Annotated in this window: 19 protein-coding genes and 1 pseudogene; 12 read left to right on the forward strand and 8 right to left on the reverse strand. The window is 40.3% G+C overall.

Going from position 1 to position 26,061, the window contains the following annotated elements:
- Positions 1–86: 86 nt before the first annotated feature.
- Complete coding sequence (locus IV514_RS16660) at positions 87–863, reverse strand: transporter substrate-binding domain-containing protein (RefSeq protein WP_346776943.1); 777 nt, start codon at positions 861–863, stop codon at positions 87–89.
- A gap of 312 nt (positions 864–1,175) precedes the next feature.
- On the opposite strand from IV514_RS16660, the pseudogene IV514_RS16665 reads away from it, so the two are divergent.
- Positions 1,176–1,607, forward strand: a pseudogene (locus IV514_RS16665) (GNAT family N-acetyltransferase).
- Positions 1,608–1,697: 90 nt separating this feature from the next.
- On the opposite strand, the gene IV514_RS16670 reads toward IV514_RS16665, so the two are convergent.
- The 3 genes from IV514_RS16670 to mpl all read right to left on the reverse strand — a co-directional run bounded on the left by IV514_RS16670 (position 1,698) and on the right by mpl (position 7,082).
- Positions 1,698–4,916, reverse strand: coding sequence for an amidohydrolase family protein (locus tag IV514_RS16670; protein WP_206486454.1), 3,219 nt, complete (start codon positions 4,914–4,916; stop codon positions 1,698–1,700).
- Between the two features lie 129 nt (positions 4,917–5,045).
- Complete coding sequence (locus tag IV514_RS16675) at positions 5,046–5,672, reverse strand: flavin prenyltransferase UbiX (protein WP_206486455.1); 627 nt, start codon at positions 5,670–5,672, stop codon at positions 5,046–5,048.
- A 36-nt stretch (positions 5,673–5,708) separates the two neighbouring features.
- Positions 5,709–7,082: a UDP-N-acetylmuramate:L-alanyl-gamma-D-glutamyl-meso-diaminopimelate ligase gene (gene mpl / locus IV514_RS16680; protein WP_206486523.1), complete on the reverse strand. Its 1,374-nt coding sequence runs from the start codon at positions 7,080–7,082 to the stop codon at positions 5,709–5,711.
- Positions 7,083–7,207: 125 nt separating this feature from the next.
- Between mpl and IV514_RS16685 the strand changes: the two genes are divergently transcribed.
- The 11 genes from IV514_RS16685 to IV514_RS16735 all read left to right on the forward strand — a co-directional run bounded on the left by IV514_RS16685 (position 7,208) and on the right by IV514_RS16735 (position 19,503).
- Complete coding sequence (locus IV514_RS16685) at positions 7,208–8,353, forward strand: YcbX family protein (RefSeq protein ID WP_206486456.1); 1,146 nt, start codon at positions 7,208–7,210, stop codon at positions 8,351–8,353.
- A 9-nt stretch (positions 8,354–8,362) separates the two neighbouring features.
- The gene (locus IV514_RS16690) at positions 8,363–9,097 is read left to right on the forward strand and encodes a 5-oxoprolinase subunit PxpA (protein ID WP_241242438.1); all 735 of its coding nucleotides are present in this window, start codon (positions 8,363–8,365) and stop codon (positions 9,095–9,097) included.
- Entirely contained in the window at positions 9,084–9,803 is a 720-nt protein-coding gene (pxpB, locus tag IV514_RS16695) for a 5-oxoprolinase subunit PxpB (protein ID WP_206486457.1), read from the forward strand. Before IV514_RS16690 ends, pxpB begins: the two co-directional genes overlap by 14 nt.
- A gap of 20 nt (positions 9,804–9,823) precedes the next feature.
- Positions 9,824–10,783, forward strand: coding sequence for a biotin-dependent carboxyltransferase family protein (locus tag IV514_RS16700; RefSeq protein WP_206486458.1), 960 nt, complete (start codon positions 9,824–9,826; stop codon positions 10,781–10,783).
- 310 nt (positions 10,784–11,093) lie between these two features.
- Positions 11,094–12,335 carry an alginate export family protein gene (locus IV514_RS16705; protein ID WP_206486459.1) on the forward strand — a complete coding sequence of 414 codons (1,242 nt, stop codon included), beginning with the start codon at positions 11,094–11,096 and terminating at the stop codon, positions 12,333–12,335.
- Positions 12,336–12,498: 163 nt separating this feature from the next.
- The gene (locus tag IV514_RS16710) at positions 12,499–13,113 is read left to right on the forward strand and encodes an aminodeoxychorismate/anthranilate synthase component II (RefSeq protein ID WP_206486460.1); all 615 of its coding nucleotides are present in this window, start codon (positions 12,499–12,501) and stop codon (positions 13,111–13,113) included.
- Positions 13,114–13,158: 45 nt separating this feature from the next.
- Positions 13,159–14,304, forward strand: coding sequence for an HDOD domain-containing protein (locus IV514_RS16715; protein ID WP_206486461.1), 1,146 nt, complete (start codon positions 13,159–13,161; stop codon positions 14,302–14,304).
- Between the two features lie 366 nt (positions 14,305–14,670).
- Positions 14,671–15,888: an aspartate aminotransferase family protein gene (locus IV514_RS16720; protein ID WP_206486462.1), complete on the forward strand. Its 1,218-nt coding sequence runs from the start codon at positions 14,671–14,673 to the stop codon at positions 15,886–15,888.
- Positions 15,889–15,951: 63 nt separating this feature from the next.
- Entirely contained in the window at positions 15,952–16,968 is a 1,017-nt protein-coding gene (gene astA / locus IV514_RS16725) for an arginine N-succinyltransferase (protein WP_206486463.1), read from the forward strand.
- Positions 16,969–17,031: 63 nt separating this feature from the next.
- On the forward strand, positions 17,032–18,504 hold the full coding sequence (astD, locus tag IV514_RS16730) for a succinylglutamate-semialdehyde dehydrogenase (RefSeq protein WP_206486464.1): 1,473 nt from the start codon (positions 17,032–17,034) through the stop codon (positions 18,502–18,504).
- Between the two features lie 198 nt (positions 18,505–18,702).
- A complete protein-coding gene (locus IV514_RS16735; RefSeq protein WP_206486465.1) occupies positions 18,703–19,503 on the forward strand; it encodes a DUF1338 domain-containing protein in 801 nt (266 codons plus the stop codon).
- Positions 19,504–19,560: 57 nt separating this feature from the next.
- Here the strand turns inward: IV514_RS16735 and IV514_RS16740 are convergent, their stop codons facing one another.
- The 4 genes from IV514_RS16740 to IV514_RS16755 all read right to left on the reverse strand — a co-directional run bounded on the left by IV514_RS16740 (position 19,561) and on the right by IV514_RS16755 (position 26,054).
- Positions 19,561–20,082, reverse strand: coding sequence for a hypothetical protein (locus IV514_RS16740; protein WP_206486466.1), 522 nt, complete (start codon positions 20,080–20,082; stop codon positions 19,561–19,563).
- Positions 20,083–20,145: 63 nt separating this feature from the next.
- Entirely contained in the window at positions 20,146–24,066 is a 3,921-nt protein-coding gene (locus tag IV514_RS16745; RefSeq protein ID WP_206486467.1) for a rhombosortase-dependent M36 family metallopeptidase, read from the reverse strand.
- A 235-nt stretch (positions 24,067–24,301) separates the two neighbouring features.
- On the reverse strand, positions 24,302–25,057 hold the full coding sequence (locus IV514_RS16750; protein WP_206486468.1) for a TIGR04219 family outer membrane beta-barrel protein: 756 nt from the start codon (positions 25,055–25,057) through the stop codon (positions 24,302–24,304).
- Positions 25,058–25,061: 4 nt separating this feature from the next.
- On the reverse strand, positions 25,062–26,054 hold the full coding sequence (locus IV514_RS16755) for a DUF2333 family protein (RefSeq protein WP_206486469.1): 993 nt from the start codon (positions 26,052–26,054) through the stop codon (positions 25,062–25,064).
- Positions 26,055–26,061 lie beyond the last annotated feature (7 nt).

A 26,061-nucleotide genomic window follows, 5' to 3' on the forward strand; every position in this document is an offset into this window, starting at 1 on the left:
TTAACATATTACATTTGTAAGGCTTTTTTATTGCCTGAAATCTTCAACTGACATTGTAACAAGTGCGGTTAAACAGTAACTTTTTCTTACTTTTTATACTGACTCACTAGATGGTGATACTTACTAGATGCTTTTAGTTGGCGAATGCCTTCATTAATGGTGAGAATAGTTTTATCAGAGGTACCTTTCGAGCACATCAAATAACGATTGTTGCGAGCTAAAGGATCCTGAATACTCAAGTCAGTAATATTTTTCATATCAAGTGCTGCATTTTGAACATTCCAATAATATTCATCTGCATTCATCAAAACATAATCAACACGCCCAAGGTTAAGCAGCGAAAATTCATGTCGTTGCTCAATGGCTTGACCTGTAATGGTTAAATAACTCAGTTCCAGTATTCCTGACTTTTTATTGGCTAATTTTTTGTCGACATATTCGCCATACGAAAACCCCTTTTGAGCCCCAAACACAAAGTGAGAAGCAAATAATTCATCCAGAGAGACTGAAACACCAAACTTTTTAGCGACCTTAGTATTTGCGATCACTAGATAAGGCGCTTCTTGATAGATAGCATCCGAATACTTGTAATCGAGTTCCCTTTGCTTAGTTTTATAAGGCCCTAATGAGCAAGCATTCACATTACGCTTTAATGCCTTTAATAAATCAAACCAACTCTCAACCTGCTGATATTTTATTTTGATATTTTGCTGTTGGCTGACTTCATTTATTACATCGATTAACACCCCCTGAGGTTGATCGTTAACATGAAATGAAAAAGGAGCCCGCTGTAAAAACATTACGTGCAATGGCTGTTCAGACGCTTTGACCTGAGGAACAACGCACAGCAGTATAGATAGCACTATCAATAGATAGAAACACTTAATAAAAATACGTAAGCGACAATTCAAACAGAGAATAAAATAATTCATTTAACCAAGGCCTAAGTACGGTCAAAAATCAACCACTACAACTTTAAAGCATAGAGAAAATAATAGTTATAACAAGTTAATACGTCCCCGAAGACGAAAAAGTTCACCAATCACTTTAATCCTCGACCTAAAACTTGATAAATAACGCTATTTCACAAAACTACCTTGTTGGTCACTCTGTTGCTATACTCCGCCCTCGCGGCTGTACATGGCAACAACAATAGTTTTGTAATAGAGAATTTTATGATTGTAGAAAATGTGCTCCCTAGCGATTATGCAGAACTACTGACCGTTTGGGAAAATTGAGTCCGAGCAACTCATGACTTTATCACAGAGCAAGATATTGCGTTTTTTAAACCCAACATTGTCGAGCAGGCATTTCCCGCGGTAACGTTAAAATGTCTAAAAAACGAGCAAGGTAACATACAGGCTTTTCTTGGCGTACATGATGACAAAGTTGAAATGTTATTTGTCTTGGATAAGGCTCGCGGTCAAGGTTTAGGTGCCAAATTGATGCAATACGCTATCGAGGAGCTTAAGGTGAAAAGAGTGGATGTTAATGAGCAAAACCCACTGGCAACTGGTTTTTATCAGCACTTGGGCTTTGAAGTAATATCACGTTCACCGCTTGATGATATGGGCAAACCATTTCCGATTTTGCACATGAAGTTATAAGTATCGGTTAGTTCGTTAACCTGTTTGCAAGAAGAAGGGCTCAAGGCCAATAACCTGGAGCCCTTCCGTTTTTATTATAAAAAATCGTGGTTATTTTTCAAAATAAAATGGCTTACGCTTATTGTCGTAATTACCGATTTCATTCATGGTTTCTGCATTGTATAAACGACCGTTTATCATGGTGTATACCACCTTATCAGATAAACGAATATTTTGTGATAGGTCACCATCAATGACGATCATATCTGCTAATTTGCCTTCTTTAATCGAGCCAAGCTGACTATCAAGACCAAATGTTTTCGCCGGATTAATGGTTGCTGTCGCTAATGCCTGTAACGGTGTCATACCGCCTTGCGCCATCATCCACATTTCCCAATGCATAGCTAAACCTTCACGTTGTCCGTGTCCACCAGCATTCACTAATACACCTAAGTTACTCAATTCCGTTGCCACTTTAGCTACATTGAGATGATTATAATGATGATGAGGTGCTTTAGTGCGACGCATAGAACGCGGATCTAAAATTTCACTAGGCACGTATTGGCTTAACCTTGGGTGCTTCCAAACATCCGTGGTATCGTACCAGTAATTTTCACCAGAAATACCACCGTATGCCACTCCCATCGTTGGCGTATAAGCCATTGATGATTGTTGCCATAGTTGTTTAATATCATCATACACTTTCGCTGTCGAAATAGAATGTTCAAGCGTAGTATGACCATCAATCACCATAGTCAAATTATGCTGTAACAATGAGCCACCTTCAGGCACTACCATCATATTAGCTTCACGCGCCGCCTTTATCACTTGCTGGCGTTGATTACGTCGTGGTTGGTTATAACTTTTTACAGAGAAGGCTCCTGCTTTTTTCAAACGCTCAATATGAAATTTTGCATCATCAAGATCGTCAATATGCGAGGTATAACCTGCTACTGTTGCGCCGTATAAAATAGTACCGGTTGAAAACAATCTCGGGGCCACTATTTTACCTGCTTTTTGTAGCTCACTTGCGGCAAAAAATTCAGTGGTATCATTTGAAGGATCATGAATCGTAGTCACCCCTAATGACAAGCCGGCATAGTTTTTCCAATTTTGCTGAGGAATAATTTCATTACTTCCTTGTGCGCCATGGGCATGAGCATCAATTAAGCCAGGTACAATAGTTTTTCCTGAAACATCAATAATTTTCGCATCACTTGGCACTTTAACGTCATCAACATTGCCTACCGCAACGATTTTATTGCCATCAACTAATACGGTACCGTTAACGAAAATTTGCTCCCCTTCCATGGTGATGACTTTAGCACCAACCAAGGCCACTTTTCCTGATGGTTTATCGATCTTTTGCTTGTAACTTAAATGAGTGATTACGGGCTTCACTTCTTCAGGCTTTTCATTGGTTATGTCAAACAAATGCTGTACTGATGCTTGGTATAAATCAGGTCCTAAGCTCCAATAAAGTTCGTTTGAATCACCATTCCAATTAATGCCCTCTCCGGCACGTACCGATAATTGCTTAACGGGCATATTTTTAGCGTTAGGGCCAGTGTCAATCACGCTACCACGCTCAACTAGTGGTGTAACAAACACTTTAAATCGCTCAGCAAAAGCCACATATTGGCCATTCGGTGATACTTTATACTCAGTGGCAAACTTACCTTGATATAAAGTTTGTTCTTTCTTATCGGCTAAATTAACTTGTACTAACTGCGTTTTGTCACCGCCACGCACTAAATAAATATGCTCATTTGACGCGCCAAAATGAGGTTCTACACCTGACTCAGTAACAAGCTTAGCTTTACCGCCTTTTGCAGATGTAACATACACTCCAGTGTGAAGTCCCCAACGAGTATCTAAAATAGAACCCCCCTGTATCTTACGATAAACCACCTTATTTCCATCAGGAGAAAAGCTTGGTTCAACATACTTACCCGGCTCTTGAGTGATCACTTTACCTTTACCACCGCGTGTTGAAACAACACGCAAACTACCAAGGTTTTGATCATCCCAAGTGGCATAAACCACTTTTCGACCATCACGCGAAAAACTCGGATTTAACTCAAAGTGAGATGTTTGTTTCGTCAAGCGTTTTGGCTTACCTTTCGTTTTGCCGTTGGCAAAAGATTGAATATAAATATGCCCTTGCGATTCAAATACCACCTTTTTACCATTTGGTGATACTTCAATGTCACGTAGCATTTTAGTATCAAAGCTGTCCTGAGGTATTTCCTGTTGATAGCGCAATGCCGTTTGAATTTTTTTCGTGGTTTTGACATTAAATGGGATCACTGAAGACTGTCCAGACCCAACATTCAGTTTATGAATCTGCCCTGCTGACCAAAACACCATTTCCTTATTATTTGGTAGCCAAGCCATGGTTGGGTATACCCCATGGATCGCCCAAGTTTCTTGCATATCACGATCTAATCCTTGATAGATCAAGCGCTGCTCACCACTAGTTAAATCATATAAATACAAGTTAGATTGAAAGTCATCACGACTAATAAAGGCTAAGTACTTACCATCTGGCGAAGGTACTGGGCGAATTGCGCCACCTTTACCCGAGATGATCATCTCGATTTCGCCGGTTGCTAATTCTAAACGCTTAATTTTATAAATGCCTTTTTCAGAATCTTTGCTGTAATGAAACGTTTTGCCTGGCGTAGCATCTTGCGAAAAGTAAACATATTTGCCGTCAGGTGAAAATGCCGGTTCACCTAAATCTTTCTGTTGATTCGGTCGCTTAACCAGCTGTACCCCATTACCACCTGTTTTGTGATACATCCATACTTCACCCGCTCCTAACGAACGCGAGCCCGTAAAGTGCTTGCGCCCAATTAAATAATTACCATCGGGTGACCATGTTGGGCTATTGAGTAAACGAAAAGTTTCTTTGGTGACCGCTTTACCTTCACTCCCATCGGCTTTCATGATCCATAAATTATCGCCGCCATCTTCATCAGAAGTAAACGCAATGTACTGACCATCGGGGCTAAAACGTGGTTGCATCTGCCAGGCAATATCGGTCATCAGGGCTGTTGCTTCGCCACCAGAGATCGGCAACGTGTAGATATCCCCCAATAAATCAAAGACAATGGTTTCACCATCTGGGCTAACATCAATGTTCATCCAAGTGCCCTGAGTCACATCAATACTGACGTCTTTAAACTCACCTTGAGGGGCATTAACTGACCATTTAGCTTCTTCTTTATCCGCTTTGTCAGCCGCGATTGTCGCTGTAGAAATGCCGCTAAGTGTCAATAAGACACTTAGCGACAGTGTTTTTATTTTTGTTTTAAAATGTGGCATATCATTCCTTAACCGTGTTGCTTAATTTTAACTATATACAACGTAAACGGCTGTCATATCAGCACAGTTTTAAGGAAGATAAAAGGCTATTTCGACGAAATACAAAAATATGCGTTAACAAACAAGTATCTACTTAGGATCGCTAGCATAACCCCAGCGTGGCATAATTTCTTGCTCTATGGCTAAATGATCAAGTAAACGACCAACAATAAAGTCAACTAAGTCATTGATTGATTGTGGATTATGATAAAACCCAGGCGCAGCAGGTAAGATAGTGGCTCCAAGTTGCGAAAGTGACAGCATATTTTGCAGATGTATGGAGGAAAAAGGCGTTTCCCTTGGCACAAGGATAAGTTGCCCCCGCTCTTTTATCACCACGTCGGCAGCACGTTCAATTAAATTATCACTCATGCCTTGGCTAATCGCCGCTAAGGTACCGGTAGAGCATGGACAGACAACCATCTTTTTCGGCGCAGCTGAACCTGAGGCCACAGGCGAAAACCACTGCTCTTTACCAAAAGCTTTGATTTGCTCTGGCTGAGCAGAAAATTTTTCACTTAAAAACTCAGACATTTTTTCTGGCGCGCTCGGCAATTTCAAGCCAACTTCGGTATCTAAAACTACCCGCGCAGCACTTGAACATAACACATACACTTGCCTATTCGCCGCTATTAGGCATTCAATTAACCTCAGTGCATATAAAGAGCCCGATGCCCCCGTAATGGCAACAGTAATCGTTTCTTTAAACACACTCATAAACACACCTTAACTTAATAACAAGTTGAATCAACATCACGGTTTATTCGCTAAACCTGAGAGTAATTTATCATGAATGCCACCAAAGCCGCCATTACTCATCACTACAATTGTATCTTCTCTTTGGGCTGCATTAATAATTGCCTCAACAAAGTCATTAAAGTTTTCACTAACGACACAAGGTTGATGACACTCATTCATCAAGGCATCAACCGACCACATCACTTGCTCACCTTGATAAATGAAAACTAAATCAGCTTGTTGTAATGACGCAGCTAAGGTGTCTTTATGCACACCTGACTTCATGGTATTAGACCTTGGTTCAAGCACAGCGATGACTCGCTTGTCTTGACCAACATTGGCTCTCACGCCCGATAACGTTTTAGCTATCGCGGTGGGATGATGAGCAAAATCATCAAATACACGGATAGCATTTACTTCGCCTTTAAATTCGAGTCGTCGTTTGGTGTTGACAAACTCCGCTAACGCATCGATAGCCACTTTAGTTGGCACTCCAGCATGACGAGCAGCGGCTATCGCCATTAAGCCATTATCGATATTAAAATCACCGATTAACGACCAGTTGACCCTCCCTTGTACTTCGCCTTTAAACCGCACAATAAACTCACTACCATCTGCGACTATTTTCTCTGCATGCCAGCCTTGCTGACGATTTTCCTCAACAACGCTTACTTCAACTGGCGTCCAGCATCCTTGATTTAAGGTATCCGTGATAAGGTGCTCGCATTGCGGGTGAATGATTAAACCATTGCTTGGTACCATGCGCACTAAATGATGGAACTGGCGTTGAATGTCACTGATATCATTAAAAATATCTGCATGATCAAATTCTAAGTTATTAATCACTAAGGTATTCGGGCGATAGTGGACAAACTTAGAACGCTTATCAAAAAACGCGGTATCGTATTCATCCGCTTCAATAACAAAAAATGGTGCAGCTCCTAAACGGGCAGAACAATCAAAATTTTGTGGGACGCCCCCGATTAAAAACCCCGGTTTCATTTGTGCATATTCTAAAATCCAAGCAAGCATTGAACTGGTAGTTGTTTTACCATGAGTGCCTGAAATCGCCAGTACCCAGCGATCTTTTAGCACATTGTCTAATAACCACTGGGGACCAGAAGTATAATTAATATTGCGAGCCAAGACATGCTCAACAACGGGATTACCGCGCGACATGGCATTGCCAATAATCACCAGATCGGGCTCATCAGCCAAATGTTCCGCTATATAGCCTTGTTTTAATTCAATGCCCAATTGTTCAAGCTGGGTACTCATTGGCGGGTAAACATTCGCATCACACCCTGAAACACGATGCCCTAACTGTTTAGCAATTGCAGCAATCCCTCCCATAAAGGTGCCACAAATACCTAAAATATGAATATGCATAAAATTAAATAATGAAGAAAAAATTGCTGACAATATACCTTAACATCAGCCAAAATGTCATGATATTAGCAAGTTAATTTATCAACTAAGCAAATGATACCATTCATGAAATAAAAGGATATTTAATGACATCTCCTATTAGCTCTTCACTACACATTTACCCGATCAAATCGAGTGCCGGCATTGCACTATCAAATGCTTGGGTAGACTCATATGGTTTCAGCTTTGATCGCCGTTTTGTGGTTACAGACACGAGCGGACAGTTTATTACGGCACGCACAGAGCCAAGTTTATGCTTAGTACAAGCTAATTTAACGCCAACAGGCTTGATCCTCACCGCTCCCAACATGCCAATTTTAGAGATCAATTATGGTGAGTTTTCCCAATATTATTCCGAGGTAACGGTTTGGAATGATCAGATAGCGAGCCAACATTGTCATCACGATTATGACGCTTGGTTCAGTGAGTATTTAGGGCGAAGCTGCCAGTTACATTACTTTGGCAAACAGTCAACAAGACGTGTTAAACATAGTGATAAGCAACTCGGCTTTGCCGATGGCTACCCGCTGTTACTTATCTCTCAAGCATCTTTAGATGATTTAAATCAGCGTTTAGGCCAAGATGCTGTCACTATGGCGCAATTTCGCCCTAACATCGTTGTTGCCAACACAGAGCCCTTTGCCGAAGATGGTTGGAAAAAAATTCGTATTGGTGAAGTCACTTTTGAAGTGGTCAAGCCTTGTAGTCGTTGTGTGTTTACCACGGTTGATCCACATAGCGCTAAACCACATCAAGCCCAACAGCCATTGGCCACCTTGAAACAGTATCGCCAAGTAGCAAGTGGCGATGTCATGTTTGGTCAAAACCTCATCGCCCTTAATCAAGGGCAGATAAAACAAGGTGATGACATTGAAATATTAGCGACGCAAGATAAGCCAGTATTTCTTAGCAAGGCATCAAGCGAAGACAATAACGTTGAGAAAAAGCCCGAGTTTGAAGTTCCAAAGAAAGTGAATATCCTGTTTGATTCTTGGGATAAATACCACCAAGGCAACAGCAAAGAGCCAATACTGGATCAGGGCGAGTCTGCCGGACTTGTGTTACCTTACTCATGCCGAGGAGGTATGTGTGGCCGTTGTAAGCTTAAACTTGAAAGTGGTAAGGTGAAACAATTAGCCACGGATGGTTTAACCGATGACGAAAAAGCACAAGGTTATATACTGGCCTGTAGTAGTATTCCTCAATCTGATATTGTAGTAAGTAAAGGATAATAAAAGACAATGATAAAACTCAATTGCGATCTCGGCGAACTCACTGGTGAGCAAAATAATGATGCGCTAATAATGCCTTATATTGATCAAGCCAATATTGCTTGCGGTTTTCATGCTTCGGATCCTTTCACTATTTACCAAACAATTGCCCTTGCCAAGCAGCACCAAGTAACGATTGGTGCTCACCCCAGCTATCCTGATAGAGCAAATTTTGGCCGAACCTCAATGCAGCTTCCAGAGCAAGAACTTATTGCCATATTGCACTATCAAATTGGCGCGTTAAAGGCCATGTGTCAGGCACAAAACACCTGTTTAGCCTATGTAAAACCACACGGTGCTTTGTATAACGATATGATGGCCAATCAACAAATTTTTCATACTATTTGCCATGCTATTGCTTTATTGGATAACAACTTACCATTAATGATACAAGCACATCCTGATAACCCAGAGCACACAAAAATTGCCCAACAGTATGGTGTTAGCCTATGGCTTGAAGCTTTTGCTGACAGAGCCTACCAAGATAATGGCCTGTTAACGCCACGTAGCATCGAAGGGGCGGTATTATCAGAACCACAGCAAGTACTTGAACAAATTAAGTGCTTAGTTAATCAACAAACCATCATGTCAATTAATCAACAAGTCATTACTATTAAGGCAGATTCAATATGTGTGCACGGTGACAATCTCAGTGCCATTACCTTAGTAAAAACAATTAGAGAATGGTTCAATGAGCAGAAGTGATCCGACTATGACGATTTACCCCGTAAGTGAAAATGCCTTGCTTATCAGTTGGCTAGAGCAAATATGCCCGATTCAACATCAACAAATTACGGCGATGGCTCAACAGATCAACAAGTCACTAAGTGCCTATCTGATAGAAACCATTGTCAGTTATAACACCCTGCAAATTTATTATCATTTTGATAAAATTACCCTCCCGTCATTGGAGCATAAACTGAGTGATATTTGGCAAGAAATTGTCAAGCATACAGAGCGACAACACAGCCAAAGCAATAGTGTTGAAATCCCCGTTTACTATGGTGATGAAGTTGCTCTAGATATGGATGATGTTGTCAAACACACGCAATTAGACAGAGCAACCATTATCAAGCAGCATAGTACACGTGTTTACCATGCTTTTGCCTTAGGGTTTACCCCTGGCTTTTGCTATTTAGGCAGTTTACCAAAGCAGTTATCGGTAGCGAGAAAAGCAACACCTCGTTTATCGATCCCTAAAGGTGCTGTCGCAATAGCAGAGCAGCAAACGGCTGTTTATCCTAATAGTAGTCCAGGGGGGTGGCACATTATCGGGCAAACCCCATTAGCCATGTATCAAGTAATTGAACAACAATTTATACCGACGATTGCTGTCGGCGATACGGTAAAATTTGTACCGATTGATAAACGCCAGTTTATCGAACTCGGTGGTGTATTCCCGACAAGTTAATCTAACCAAGAGAAAATAACGTGAAACATTTAGAAGTGACCAAAATTAATGGCATGGCAACGTTGCAAGATTTAGGCAGAGATCATGCTCAACATTTAGGTTTTAGCGGCAGTGGTGCCGCAGATGAGTTTAGTTTCTTATTGGCAAATCATTTATTACAAAACTCTCCGAATTCGCCAGCACTTGAAATTGTCTTAGGGCAAGTTCACCTCACCGCAAACAGCTCATGTCAATTTGTGTTAACAGGTGCAGACTGTCACGCTCAAATCATTAAACAAGGAGCAAATGCAGATCAAGGTCAAAAAATAACTAATAACCGCAGTTATCACTTAGCTCAAGGCGATAGTTTACAGCTACACATGCCGCGCAGCCAACTATTGACGTACTTAGCGGTAAAAAATGGTTTTGAGGGCAAAAAGTTTCTCAACAGTCTCAGTCAGGCAACTAACGAGTTTAACTTAGCCTTCACTGAACCTGCTATAAAACAAGGTACTAGGCTGGCTCTGTCGTCGCAAGAACAAGCCACTGACACATTTGACAACAAGATAAAACCGCATCGACTGAATCCAAACTTCCATCAAGAAGGTGATTTAGTGCTTAGATTTATACCTAGCCAACTGTGGCATGATCTACCCACAGCCAAGCAAGAGCAATTTACTGAGCAATACTATCAAATTTCTGCACAAGCAAATCGAATGGGTTACCGACTTCAAGGGAATGCCTTAACCATTGATCCTAGTGCGGCAGGCTTATCCAAGCCAGTGTGCTTTGGCACAATACAATGCCCCAGTGATGGACAACCGATAGTCTTAATGAAAGATAGACAAACTATCGGGGGCTATCCCGTATTAGGTACAGTCATTCAAACAGATCTGTTTCGTTTAAGTCAAAAAAGACCCGGCAATAAAGTAAGTTTTCTACCCATTACCATTGGGCAAGCACAAGCCCAACTCAGCGCATTTTTACACAAATTCCCATAATGTGAATACGCTAACAATTATTTAGGAAATAATCCCACTATTGTTACCAATAACATAATCACTTTAACCACTAACGCAGTGTTAGTTATAAAAATTTATATGGCCTAGACATTAGTTTTTCTAATAGAAGAATATCAAAGAAAATTAACGACTTAATTTCTTTGATGCACATCAATAAATATCGCAAATATCCATACTTTTTATAGTGGCTTGATCGTTATCAAGTTACCCCGTGTGTTAGTTAGGCATTATTCTTGTTAATACAAAGATAGAAACTAACTATAAACCTCTCACACGGTAGGATATAAACATGAAGACTAATACGAAAACGCTTTCTCTCTCTCTCATCAGTTCCGCCATTTTAGCGTCTGTCGCTTTTAATTCAGCGGCTGCTGGTAATAATAACGCCTCATTCTCTGAAGCCTTAGCCGACAGTAAAGTGAACGTCAGCTTTCGTGCTCGCTATGAAGGTGTTGACCAAGATGGTGCAAATGGTGCATCAGATAAGGACGCTACAGCACTGACATTAAAAAGCCGCCTCACGGTAAAAACCGGCGCATATAACGGCCTATCTTTAGGAGTTGAAGTTGATAATGTCACCGCACTTGTTGATGATTACAATGACCTAACATTAGATTATTCGGGCTCAGATGCCGTAGTTGCCGACCCAGAAATTACCGATGTTAACCAAGCGTTCTTACAATATAAAACAGGTAAATTCACCGCTACTGCTGGACGTCAACGTGTTTTACATAACAATCAACGTTTTGTAGGCGGTGTTGGCTGGAGACAAAATGAGCAAACCTATGATGGTTATCGCTTCCAATATAAAGCATCAGATAGCTTAACTTTAGATTACAGCTATATCTACAATGCTAACCGTATTTTTGCTGCTGACAGTAAAAAAGCCGATAACTTATCGGGTGATTTCCATTTAGCAACAGCAAACTACAAAGTAAACAAATCACATAAAGTTGGTGCTTTTGCTTACCTATTAGATTTTGATAAAGCGCACGCAATGTCAAGCAGCACATATGGCGCACTTTATAACGGTAAATTCGATGCTATTTTTGTTAATGCCAGTGTTGCGACTCAAAGCGATAATGGCGATAACCCTGTCAGCTATGATGCAAGTTACCTTAATGCTGAAATCGGTGCCAAACTTGAAAACTTCACTGTGTTAGGTGGTTATGAAGTATTAGGTAGCGATGATGGCAAAGCAGCATTTAGCACTCCATTTGCTACCTTACACAAATTCCAAGGTTTTGCAGATTCATTCTTAGGAACAGGTAGCAGTGCTGGTTTGAAAAATGGTGTTGAAGATACCTATGTGACAGTGAAAACTAAACTTTCAGGTATTGGCTTATCTGCAACCTTCCATGATTTAACTTCAGATGAAGGCAGCATTGATTACGGTACAGAGTTAGATATTGCAGCATCTTACACAATTGCTAACAAATACAAGTTATTAGTAAAATATGCTGACTACAGTGCTGACGACTTAGGCACAGATACTAGCAAGCTATGGATCCAACTTGCAGCTAAATTCTAATTAGTCGCTTTTTGATGAAGAAAAGGCCAGCATATCTGTTGGCCTTTTTTATCCATATCCTCTAAGTAAAACGAAGCGGTAAATTAAAATAAAGCGTGAATTGTCTCTGTACAGGCTATAGAATAGCGACGTTTTATCAAGTAGCTAATTCAAGGCGCCGCTCGTGTTATTAATGATCGACAATTACGACTCTTTCACTTATAACCTAGTTCACTACTTTCGTGACTTAGGACAAGAAGTACAAGTTTATCGTAATGATCAAATTACCATAGAGCAAATAGCGGCACTCACGCCACAGTATATTGTGATTTCCCCAGGGCCTTGTGAACCGAATCAAGCCGGTATTTCATTAAAAGTGATAGAAGCCTTTGCTGGTAAAGTGCCTATTTTAGGGGTATGTTTGGGACATCAATGTATTGCACAGCATTTTGGTGCAAAAGTGATAAAAGCACCTGTCGTCATGCATGGAAAAACCAGTCTGATCACTCACAGTAATACAGATATTTTTCAAAGCTTGAATAATCCATTAAACGTGACACGCTATCATTCATTACTGATAGATATAAACAGTATGCCAGCACCACTAGAGATCACTGCTTGGACAACAGATCAGCATGGACAAATGAAAGAAATAATGGCGATCAGGCATAAATCTTTGCCAATCACTAGCGTTCAATTTCATCCTGAGTCAGTATTAACAGAACAAGGTTTGATCTTGCTTGAGAATTTTATCAAACAATATGCTAATAGTATTAATGACCAACACCTTGTAGGCTAACATACGTTGTCTTTATAATTTACTGATAAGTACCTATAAACTCATATGCAAATATTTGACGAAAACGACCATATTGCTCCTATCTATCACCGCGCCGTTAACCTGTCTTTCGGTAAAGATTATGCTGATCCAACCATTGAGTCGCATTCATCTATTGCCAAACAAAATAGTGAACAAGAAAATCGTCGCCGAGAATTATTAGCCGTAGAAGAGCAAGCAAAACATGAACGCATCGTCAAAGAATACGGCTTAGCTCATTTTAAATCACAAACCATGTCAAAGTTTTATACAAAAGTGATGGCGACAGTGAATAATGAGTTTGATGATAAGGAAAACCTATACGCCAGTATATTACATATTGAAGATGCAGCACCTGCGATAATGGAAATTTTAGCCGTAAAAGCGGCTTCAATTAGTCGCGTTGCCCCACTGGTAAAGTCATTACCTTGGCTCGCTGATGAATTGGTCAGTTTAGTCAATAAACCTCAATATCGTAAGCGTGCCGATGTACAGGTAAGCGATCCAAACTTAGCATTAAGCTATATTGGTTTAGAGAACCTTAAATTAGTTATGCCAACCTTTATGTTAAAGCACTGGCTTCCTGTCAGTACCAGCCCTGTTTCAATCATGAAACGTCGAATATGGAATGACTCCGTTGCCATAGCGCTTGCTACTCAAGCTCTGGCACAAAAAAATGAAATTGATACGTTTCAAGCCTTTACAGCAGGCATGTTAAGCAATATTGGAGTGTTGGCCGTCACGCGTTGCTTTTTCCAAACCTTTAATGACATGCATAAACAAGCATTAAAGCAAGCTTATGATGACAAAGATAAGCGCCTACATGACGCGTTAAGCTCGATTAAAATGTCACCTGAATTACTGCATGAACAATTAGTCCTACATAGCAGTAAAATTGCTGCTGACGTGGTCGAACTGATGCGTTTTGATCGATTGGCAATTACTGAAGCACTTTTTGACCTCGCTTATGTCACTGATATCGATAAAATGTCTGATATCGCGCAATTAGTGCTAAAAGCAAAAGCGTATGTGATGCAGCGCAATTTGTACAAAGAAAAACTTATCTCTGATCAGGAAAGCAAACAGCTTTTTAAACTGGTTAAGCTATCGGTTGCAGAGCTTAAAATGTTAAAAACAAAAGATATCGATCATATTAAGCTCAATTTTCAATAGTTTTTTCAAAAAATTTTATGATTATTTATGAAAAGACAAATGACATCCTTTTTCGATTTTATCTACTAATCCCCCCTATGTTTAACTAATTCCAAGCAATTCTGATAGAAATTATAGTTATGCAATATAACTGAATAAAACTCTGCAAACCCTTATTTTACAAGGGTTTTAGCCCGTCATAAACAAGACAGACCTGTTTTTTTCTGTCATAATATCGACAATTATTGAATGACAATACAACGGCTTTTTACCTCAACGTAAAGAAAAGTCTTATGAAATATTGATTAATTGATAAGCAGGGCTAGTCTATTAAGCATATTCTCGCTATCCATTAAGAAAAAATTTCCCAATTTAGAGGAGCAGACAATGAGCAACCAACCATCAGTAAACCGTGCATTATTTGACGAAGTCATGGTACCTAACTATTCACCTTCAGCAGTGATCCCTGTTCGAGGACAAGGTTCACGCGTTTGGGACCAAGAAGATCGCGAATATATCGACTTTGCTGGCGGCATTGCAGTAAATTGCTTAGGTCATTGTCACCCAGCATTAGTTGGCGCTTTAAAAGAACAATCAGAAAAAATTTGGCACTTATCAAACGTAATGACCAACGAACCAGCACTACGTTTAGCAAAAAAATTAACGGACAATACATTTGCTGAAAAAGTCTATTTTGCTAACTCTGGTGCTGAATCGAACGAAGCAGCATTAAAACTTGCACGCCGTTGGGCACTTGATGTACACGGTGAAGATAAAACACAAATTATCGCTTTTAAGCAAGGTTTCCATGGTCGTACTTTCTTTACCGTCACTGTTGGTGGTCAAGCGGCTTATTCAGACGGCTTCGGACCTAAACCTGGCGATGTTGTACATGCTGAATACAACAACTTAGAAAGCGTTAAAGCGCTTATTTCAGATAAAACCTGTGCCATTGTGATGGAACCGTTACAAGGTGAAGGTGGTATCGTTTCGCCAACACCAGAATTTGTAAAAGGTGTACGCGAGTTATGTGATCAACACAATGCATTATTAGTATTTGATGAAGTACAAACAGGTGTTGGTCGTTTAGGTGCCTTATATGCCTACATGGATTTAGGGGTAACACCAGATATTTTAACAACAGCAAAAGCCCTAGGCGGTGGTTTCCCTATTGGGGCAATGCTAACAACAACCGAGATTGCTAAGCATTTAAAAATTGGTACTCATGGTAGCACATACGGTGGTAACCCATTAGCTTGTGCGGTAGCCGAAGCAGCCTTTGATACCGTCAATAATGCAGAGCTGCTAGCCAATGTTAACGAAAAAGCAAAATTATACGTTAACGGCCTCAATGCGATTAATGAAAAATATCATGTATTTTCTGAAATCCGTGGTAAAGGTTTATTAATTGGTGCAGTGTTAACTGACGCATATCAAGGTCGTGCAAAGGACTTCTTAAATGCCGCAATGACTGAAGGTGTCATGACCTTAGTTGCAGGTGCCAGTATTATTCGTTTTGCTCCTTCTCTTGTGATCCCTAACGAAGATATTGCTGAAGGACTGGCTCGTTTCGAAAAAGCCGTAGCAGCCATCGTAAACGCTTAAATTTTTTTGAGTGATAATTAAGCCTTACCCGCTTAATTATCACCTCATCATTGAGAAAACATTATGGTTATTATACGCCCTATTCAGCAAAGTGATTACGATGCATTACATCGCATTGCTATTGAATCAGGACACGGTTTTACATCGCTCCCTGTCAATGAAGAATTACTACAACAACGCATCAATCGAGCAGAGGTGTCATTCAATAAAGATGTCACCCAACCTGGCGATGAAGGTTATTTATTTGTGATGGAAGATACCACCACAGGTAAAGTTGTTGGTACCAGTGGTATTGAAGCTGCTGTTGGTTTAGATGATGCTTTTTATCACTATCATTTAGGCAAAGTAGTACATAATTCGAGAGAATTAAATATCTACAATACGGTTGAAACCTTGTCTTTGTGTAATGACTACACTGGGACAACAGAAATTTGCACCTTATTTTTAAGTGAAAGCCATCGCAAAAATAATAATGGTCGTTTATTATCGCGCATGCGCTTTTTGTTTATAGCAGAGCATTTAGAGCGATTTGCTAATACCGTTATTGCCGAAATGCGTGGTGTTTCTGACAATGATGGCCGTTCGCCATTTTGGAGCTGGCTAGAAGCCCATTTCTTCTCGATGGACTTCCCCACCGTTGACTATTTATCGGGCATCGGTAAAAAGGTATTTATTGCAGAATTAATGCCTAAGTACCCTATTTATGTCAATTTACTCAGCAAAGAAGCCCAACAAGTAATCAACAAGGTACACGAAAAAACTGTGCCTGCACTTAGATTATTAGAAGCAGAAGGGTTTTGTCGTCGTGGCTATGTCGATATTTTCGATGCAGGGCCAACCGTTGAAGCACAAACGCAAGCCATTAGAACCATCAAAGAAAGCCATAAGTGTCAGGTATTAATTGGCAGTGTATCCACAGATGAAAAATACATTGTTTGCAATACCCAAGTTGCCAATTTTAGAGCAATTCAAACCACGTTACAGCTACGCGAAACAGCGAATCAAGCAGTGATCAGCCAAGAGGCGGCACAAGCATTAGATGTCAACGATGGTGACTGGATCAGATTGGTCCGCAACTAATTAACCATACAAGTTGAATGCTACCAAGAAAGTAACATTCACTTAGGGTAAGAGGAAATTAAAATGACGCATTCTATTCAATTGATTAACAATGAATGGCAAGCTGGTCTTGGAAATGAAATCAGCTCATTAAACCCTGCGAAAAATGAAGTGATTTGGCAAGGTAAAAGTGCCACCGCAGAGCAAGTTGACGCCGCAGTATTAAGTGCTCGAAAAGCCTTTGAATCATGGTCAAATACTCCGCTTGAACAACGTATTGCCTTAACTGAGCGTTTTGCTCAATTATTAACTGACAATAAAGAGTCATTAGCAATAACGATTGCGTTAGAAACTGGCAAGCCTTTATGGGAAACGCGCACCGAAGTTGGTGCTATGGTCGGAAAAATTGCTATTTCAATTAAAGCGTATCATGAAAGAACCGGTACCGTTGAAAATCCAATGCCTGGTGCTAAAGCCTTTATTCGTCATAAACCTCACGGCGTTGTCGCGGTATTTGGTCCTTATAATTTCCCAGGACATTTGCCTAATGGTCATATTGTTCCTGCGCTCATCGCTGGTAATACCCTTGTGTTTAAACCAAGTGAATTAACACCTATGGTAGCAGAGGCGACGTTAAAACTATGGCAACAAGCAGGCTTACCTGATGGGGTTATCAACATGGTGCAAGGTGAAGTCGACACAGGTAAAGCACTTGCTAACCATCCTCAAATTGACGGGTTATTTTTTACTGGTAGCTCAACGACAGGTAAATTTTTACATGAACAATTTGGTGGCCAGCCTGGAAAAATTTTAGCGCTTGAAATGGGTGGTAATAACCCGTTAATCGTTAAAGGCGTTAGCGATCTTGATGCTACCGTTCATGACATTATTCAATCAGCCTTTATCACTACAGGCCAACGTTGTACCTGTGCTCGACGCTTATTCATCGAACAAGGTGAACAAGGTGATGCCATTATCGAAAAACTGATCGCTTCCACCAAGGCCATTAAAATCGGTTATTATGACGATCAAGAGCAACCATTTATCGGTTCAATGATTTCAGAGAAAGCGGCACTTGGGTTAGTCGCCGCTCAACAACAATTACTTGAGCTTGGCGGTCAATCTTTAGTTGCGCTTGAGCATAAAGAAGCTGGAACGGGGTTTGTATCACCAGGTATTATTGATGTGACCAATATCAAAGAAATGCCTGACGAAGAGCATTTCGGCCCATTATTAAAAGTCTATCGTTATCAAGACTTTGATCAAGCCATTGATGAAGGAAACAATACCTCCTTTGGTTTATCCGCAGGGCTATTAGCCGACAATGAGCAAGATTACCAACACTTCTTTAAACGTATTCGTGCCGGTATCGTCAACTGGAATAAACCCATCACAGGTGCAAGCAGTGCTGCGCCGTTTGGAGGCATAGGTGATAGTGGAAACCACAGAGCTAGCGCTTATTATGCTGCCGATTATTGTGCTTTCCCTGTTGCATCAGTTGAAGCAGATAAAATGAGCCTACCGGAGAACTTATCTCCAGGTTTGACCATTAAGTAATCGCGATAGTATGTTAAAAGTATTACGCACCCTTATAGCTGGGTTTCGACCCAGCTTTTTCAAAAGTATCGATCAGATATAACCATTGCTTGCAATGGTAGTCTTCGTTGTTAATTCATAAATACCCACATCTAAGCTCGCCATTGCTCACTTAATTAATATATTAATTTATTTAATTGTCGTAAGTAGGAATGAACTATGAGTACACAAGTAAAGTCACTTTTTGACAACATTTGGAATAACTATTTAGCAGTAACCCCGTCTGCTGACAAAATCCACCAGTTATTAGGATCAGGCAATGATCTCATTAATGATCATGTTGCCTATCGCACCTTTAATATTGAAAAAGTCAATATTGATAAATTAGCCCAACATTTAATTGCTCTCGGTTATAAAGAGTGTGGCGAATACCACTTTGAGGCAAAAAAACTGTACGCTAAACACTTTGAACACAGCGATGACACCTTACCTAAGGTATTTATCAGCGAGTTATTAATTGAAGAGTTTTCGCTACAAACACAAGCGATTATCAAAAAGCTCGTTGCTCAACTGGATGAAGAAACTATCAACCACCCAAGTTTTCTTTACTCTGGCCAACAATGGCAGGTCAGTTTTGCCGATTATCAAACCTTATTAGCAGAAAGCGAATATGCGGCTTGGCTTGCCGCATGGGGCTATCGTGCCAACCACTTTACCGTCAGCGTCAACCACTTAGTGAATTTCGAGCACTTGGCTGATGTCAATAACACCTTAAAAGACGCAGGTTTTGCCCTAAATACTACCGGCGGAGAAATTAAAGGTGATAAAGCAGTAAAATTAGAGCAGTCATCAACCATGGCGGATAAAATAACGGTTGAATTTTCTGATACAAAAGCAGAAATTCCGTCATGTTTCTATGAATTTGCCAAGCGTTATCCGTTAGCAAGTGGTAACTTATTTACCGGATTTGTCGCAGCATCTGCTGATAAAATCTTTGAAAGCACGAATGTAGCTGCATAGTTAATCACGACAAACTAGTTAGCTGTGACTGGTCGCAGCTAACTTCCCTTTTCTCTACTAATACTTTTCCGCACTAGAAGTTTCACCGCTAAAATCAATTTCTAGTTCTGATCTTTCAATCACATTATCCGATACAAGTGATTGATAAAGTGAATAAACTTTAGCGTCATCTTTTGGGTATAATCGATAGGTATGTTTTGCTATCTCAACCACTGACGCCAAATTAAAATGTTGTTTCAATGACGTTTGATTAAGCGCATTAGTCACCACAACCACACTCCCTTTGATGGTGCCATATTCTCGCATGAGCAGGTTAAACACTTTGCTACCTTTAGTTAGTTGCGCAGTTTCAGCGATATATTTCTCACCATTGATGGTAATTGGATATTTACTCAGCTTATCGCTTGGTATTCTATCAATGATCTCACTTGCATCCTGTACTAATGCTGATTGCTGAGGCGAGGGAGTTTTCATCTCCTTGGATTGACTATCCTTACTAATTTGCTCACGATTTGCATTCTCTACATTGCAACCGCTAACCGTAACCAGCATAGCAACAAGTAACACCTTAATTTTCACTTTAATTTCTCCTTAAGCTAAAAAGGCCAGCTATAAAGCCGGCCTTTATCCTAATCACCTAATTTATTTACGGCGACGTAATAACGCTAATGGCAATAACAATAAGCTTAACCAAGACGTTGAACCACCAGAACTAGACTTAGATTTCACTGGAGCAGGTTCTTGTTTGTTTTCTACAGTCACACTCATAGTTTCACTCACCGTTCCTGTACCGTCATTTACATCAACATTAAATGTTAACGTTTCTGTTGCCGATACGTTAGGTGCAGTGAAAGTGATAGCTGAACTGTCAGCTCCTGTTAAAGTCACTTCGGTGCCACTTGTTTGCGTCCATTGATAAGTTAACTCATCATTATTTGGATCAATCGCTTCTACTGATAAGTTAGCAGAGTTGCCTTCAACAACCGATTCATCACCAGAGATCGTCACCGTTGGTAAACGGTTATCACAGGCATAAGTATCACCAGCAACTACATCTGAGAAAATACTATTGGTAATGTTGTTTACACTAAAGTTATCAATAAACCAGCCAAACTCGTTGGTATTTGTATCACTAACGATACGGAAACGGAATTTAACTTCGTTACCATTTAACGCAGTACCAAAGTTTAGCGTTTCATAACCGCCTGGCCATGGACTAAAACCAGTGTAAGCAGCTTTTTCTGCTAACGCATGCCCTGCTCGTTCATCAATCATACCAGTATAGCCTAGACCTTCGAATGTGCCGCCCATCGTGGTAACGTCAGCCCAGTCGCCGCCATTGACGCTAACTTCAACAACACCGCCATCCCAGGTTTCTTCGATTTCAAAGTATTGCCACCAGCTAATGACAAAATCTCCGCCATAGCCGACATGCATTGTTTTGGTTTCAAAAGCTACGTCTGAACTAAAGCCATTATTTTTGACAAACGTATATTGCTCACCAACAGGGAATAACCAATTATAAGTACTATCTAAGCCAAAGGTACCTTTAGCAAGATCACCACCGACCATGACATGCTCAGTAAAGTCATTTATCGTTGCTACTGTCTCCATATCATCAGTCATGCTGTTACCAACTAATTCACGTGTTTTAAAGTCCATGTGAACCCTTGTTGATAAACTATGTTCATCCGCAACAATCGCCTCATCAACCTCTGGGAAAGTTAGCTTCAATTCTAACGTATCTGCCGTCATCGCATCGTTTAAGGTAAACTCAAGTGGCGCACTTGTTGCTGAGCCAAATAATGCAACATCATCAAACGAGACCATGCCATCATTAGCAAAGGTGACATCATGACCACTAACCACTTCTACTTTACCCACTAAACCTGTCAATACTTCACTACCGCCATTTTTAACGGTAAAACTAACGGTTGCAGTTTCTGTATTATCCAAAATATTGTCATTTGAACAGTAACCTGAGGTTAAACCTTCATAGTTCACATTCAAATTGTGGCTATCTACGGTAAAGGTCGCTAATTCTGTTTCGTAAGATTCAACAACACCAAGGTGATCAGTTGAATATCGGCTTGGAGAAACTGCACCTAAACCCAGACCTCGACCAGCAAATGCTGCGAGCATTAACTTATAATCATCGACATCATTCGCATAAGCGGCCGCTAAAATAGCATCTCTCGCTTCGGTAAATGTAGGTGCAATTGGCGTCATCTTATAACCAGCTACAAGGTAGTCCATCATGCGACTTTCCGCTTGGGCAAAGGTATAACGCTCATCATTGATTAACGCAACATAAGCATCCCAAAGCATTGATGCCCATACTGAACCGGAACCATGTACTTCTGGATCAGCAGTAATATCAGCAAAAGTATAAGGGCTCACTTCTTTATTGGTTGAGTATGGATAGGCACGTATACCTTTAGTGAAAGAGGCAACATAAGAAGTCGCTGAGTAAGGTTTTTGATATAACTCGTTACCTGCTTGCGCAGCATCTTCTGCATTAGCAAGTAACATTAAGGCATGGAAATCCCCCCAGCCTTCACCTAACGAGCCACCTTGATTATTAATTAAACCTGAAGAGTTACCAACTAAGCGATTAGAGATATAGTGACCCCATTCATGAGCAACAATACCATTATCCCAAGAGCTTGCCTTGTATGGTTTATTGTTAAACATCTCAATAGATACGGTTTCATCCGCATCTAATAGTGCGTAAATTTCTGCCCCTTCGTTTTGTGAAATTCCCATATTAGGGATTTTAACGGCATCATCGCTTCCTCCCATAGGAGCTGGTACATCACCATCACGATTGTTGGCAATCAATACCGCAACTGCTCCAGCATTTTGCGCATGCAATACTTTCTGAGTAAAGTTACACGCACCACGATCAATAATAGCAATATTACCGGCTAACATATCGCCATTAATGGCTTCTTCACAACCATCAGTTGTCGTATTACCCGCATCAACATCTTCAAAACCATCAGTAAGGCGTACTAAGTTACCCGCTACTGAAAATTGCCCCATACCAAAGGCTGAACGTCTGGTTGATTCTAATAAACCAATATCACTATGAGAGCTCACCTTGATACCGTAATCGGTACCATTAACCGCATCTTTACTGTCCCATAAGTACATTTGCATACGTGGCGAATAACCATCGGCAGGCGTACTCATATTAGCGTTATTAAAACCTGAATTGTCTTGTACTTCTGCACGTAATGGATCACCTTCAATCCCACCACGACCATAGTTGACTAACTGAGCATTACCTGAGGCTTCATCAAAGCCATGATCATAAAACCAATCATGTAAAAAGTTATTCATATAGAATAAATTCACAATGGCGGCTTTACGGTTATGCATAGAGTTTTCGGTTTGCTCACTATCGTATTGATAGTCAAAGGTGTTTGCTGAAGTGATTTCTGCGGTAAAGTCACCATTAGTGTAGCCATCTGGTGCGATCGCATCTACATATGCACGAACATTGTTACCAATAGTTTCGGTTGCATCATCAGCTAACCACGCATCTTTGGTGCTTATAGGACCAGCACTTAAACTCACTAAAGGCGCTGCTAAATACTCATTTGTGTCTTCTTGATCTATTGAAGCCGCAGGAATAACGTTACCATGTGGACCATCCCAAGGTTTATTGATGCCGTCAACGTCGGCATACACACGATAGTTAAAATCTGCCGCATGGCTAGTTAAGTTATTTTTCAGTAAAACCTCGCCGGTTTTAGATGAAATAACAAAACTGAAGTAATCTGAATCAACGCTGTCTTCATTGCTAACTTCAAGCTCTACATAGTGAGCAGGTACCAACTCACCTTTGACATCAAAAAATACTTTCTTCGCACGTGGCTGACCAAGAATTTTTTTATCATCGGCAAAGTTTTCTGCGACAAATTGCTCATATTTTCCTGATTCACCGTGCGCTTTTAAGGAAATAGTATTGACTTTGCCACCCATAGCAGAAAATGCTTTTTCAATAGCGGTAGCTGTTTCTACAAAGCCTTGCCCAGATGAAAGTGCCGATAATTTCACTGTTGAAGCAAAGTAACCTGACGACGCCACCAAGTTAAACTCTTGGTCCATCATAATATTGTATTCGCGGTTAAAAACTTCGATCCCTGCCACTTCTTGCTTATATTTCGCGACCAATGCACCACGCTTCTGATCGTGCATATTCGCTAAAACTGCTTGTACTGAAGCAACTTTAGACTTATTTGCGCCGGTTAATTGATTTAAATAAAAGTCAGCCGCCGCTTGCGCTTTATGCTCTGCTTTTACTATTGATAAGTTAGGTTTTTTCTGTGTTTTGCTGGCCCACTGGAATGTGTATTGACCTAACTGATTATCATAATGATTGTCCATACCACTGGCTGTAGCAATCTGACGTTTCGCTACGGTATTATTGCTCAATACATTAGCCACTGATTTCAAAGAAGGTTCATTTTGAGAACCATTTGCTGCAACACCAAGTGACGCAGTCCCTAATGCGACACTGATAAAAGTCGCGATAGCTGTTTTATTATACTTCATACGAGTCCCTATTGTTTATGATTAGCTTACGACAGCAATGGCTTTACTTGCCGAAGAGATAAAATTGCATACAATTCAATTTACCGCCTCGATTATTACATATCATTAACAAATTAATAAACAGCTATTTACAAAAAATCTTGTTCCCTATTTTTTTCACTATGTAATTAAAAAATTACAAAAAAAAACACTCACCAAAGGCGAGTGCTTTAATATAAACTCAGAAAAATACTGGTTAGAAGTGCACGACAGCGCCAGCAAAGAGTCCTTTAAATTCAAGGTCGGTATACAAATCGTTTATATCTTCTAAAGTAAACTTAGTAGCGCGGTAACCTAAGGTTAAATTAAAGTCGACAACCAGATTATCAATGACTTCATAACTAACCCCCGCCTGATAATCATATAAGCTATGCTCATCAACAGAAAGGAAATTCCCTTGAGCAAAAAGATTAACGCCTGTTAACGGCAATCCAAGTGAGGTTGATGCATATAACATGGGCACCATATCGTCAGTTGCAATGCTGCCAGTGATCGTTAAATCATCAATAGCCTCACCAGTAACACTTACATCACCATCAAAATCTCGCCCAGTTAAGCCAATATCAAAGGAGAATAAGCCATTATCAAATATCTCATAATAAAGGGTATAGTCAGTATAGCTAACATCAAAATTTGCCGATAATGGTGAATCTACAAATAGCTTATCATCAAAAGAAAATTCACCGTTAATTGAAGTAATCCCTTGCGTAGCTAACGATGTATTGGCAATTTTAGCATTCGGAATAAAAGGTAGTGGGTGCTCAAACGCAATTGAATAACTGCCCTGTTTTTCATCCGCTAAGTTAAAATCAAGTTGCTGATCCATTTCACCAAACTTGCCACTTGCCTGATTATCCCAAACTTGCCCACTTATGTAGATCCCAATCGCATCTGCTTGGGCATTACAACACTGCAGTGCAAATACAGCGGGAACTAACAATAGCTTTTTCATGTACTTATCCTTGACTCAATAAATCATTCAAATCGATTAGTGCCGCATTGGCACGTGAAATATAATTTGCCATCACTAACGAGTGATTAGCCAATAAACCAAAGCCATCACCATTAAGGATCATCGGGCTCCATATTGCTTCTTGGCTAGCTTCTAACTCACGAATGATCTGCTGCACACTCACTTTGGCATTTTTCTTTTCTAACACATCATTAAAATCGATTTCAATCGCCTTTAAAAAATGCAGTAATGCCCAACATGCCCCTCGGGCTTCATAAAATTCATTATCAATTTTCCACCAGCTGGTTTTAAGCTGTATGTTAGAAGATGCCTGAGTTGACTGTTGAGCGGCTTCATCACCAGCAAGATCAATATTCAATTGTTCTCTGCCAACACTCACACTTAAACGTTGAGAATAACTCCCTAATCGTTTGCTCACTTCTTGTAACCAATCTCGTAAATTATCTGCACGCGCATAAAACTGTGCCGATTGACTATTAACATCAGCTAATGATTTTCGATAAGCATAAAGCGCATCTATTGCCTGCTGATATTCTGTTTCAGCACTGGGCATTGCCCAGCTTCGATGATCAATATTAAACTGTGGCTGAGCTACTTTTAGGTGCTTATTTTCTACTGACTGCGATTGAGAACGGCTAAATTCTTGTCGCATGACTAGTGCCATATCACGCACCATTTCTAACGCACCAAACTCCCAAGAGGGGATATTATCTAAAAAGACGCTTGGTGGCAGCGCATCATTCGCCAGATAGCCTCCCGACTTATTCAATAATGTTTCGGTCACACGGATCAAAGCTGTTGTCGTCGTATATCCGACAACAGGCGCGACATTTTCAGCGCTAGCATCCTGGGTAACCTCTTGACGGATGTTTATTTCGTCAGGTTCGAAACTCCAATACACACCCAAAAAATACAGTGCCAATATCAATGCGATAAATATGGAGCTCAGCAACTTCATCGAGATATTAGTATTCATAATTTGC

It is taken from the genome of Thalassotalea sp. G2M2-11 (genome assembly GCF_017168195.1).
In the GTDB taxonomy this organism is placed as follows: Bacteria; Pseudomonadota; Gammaproteobacteria; order Enterobacterales; family Alteromonadaceae; genus Thalassotalea_E.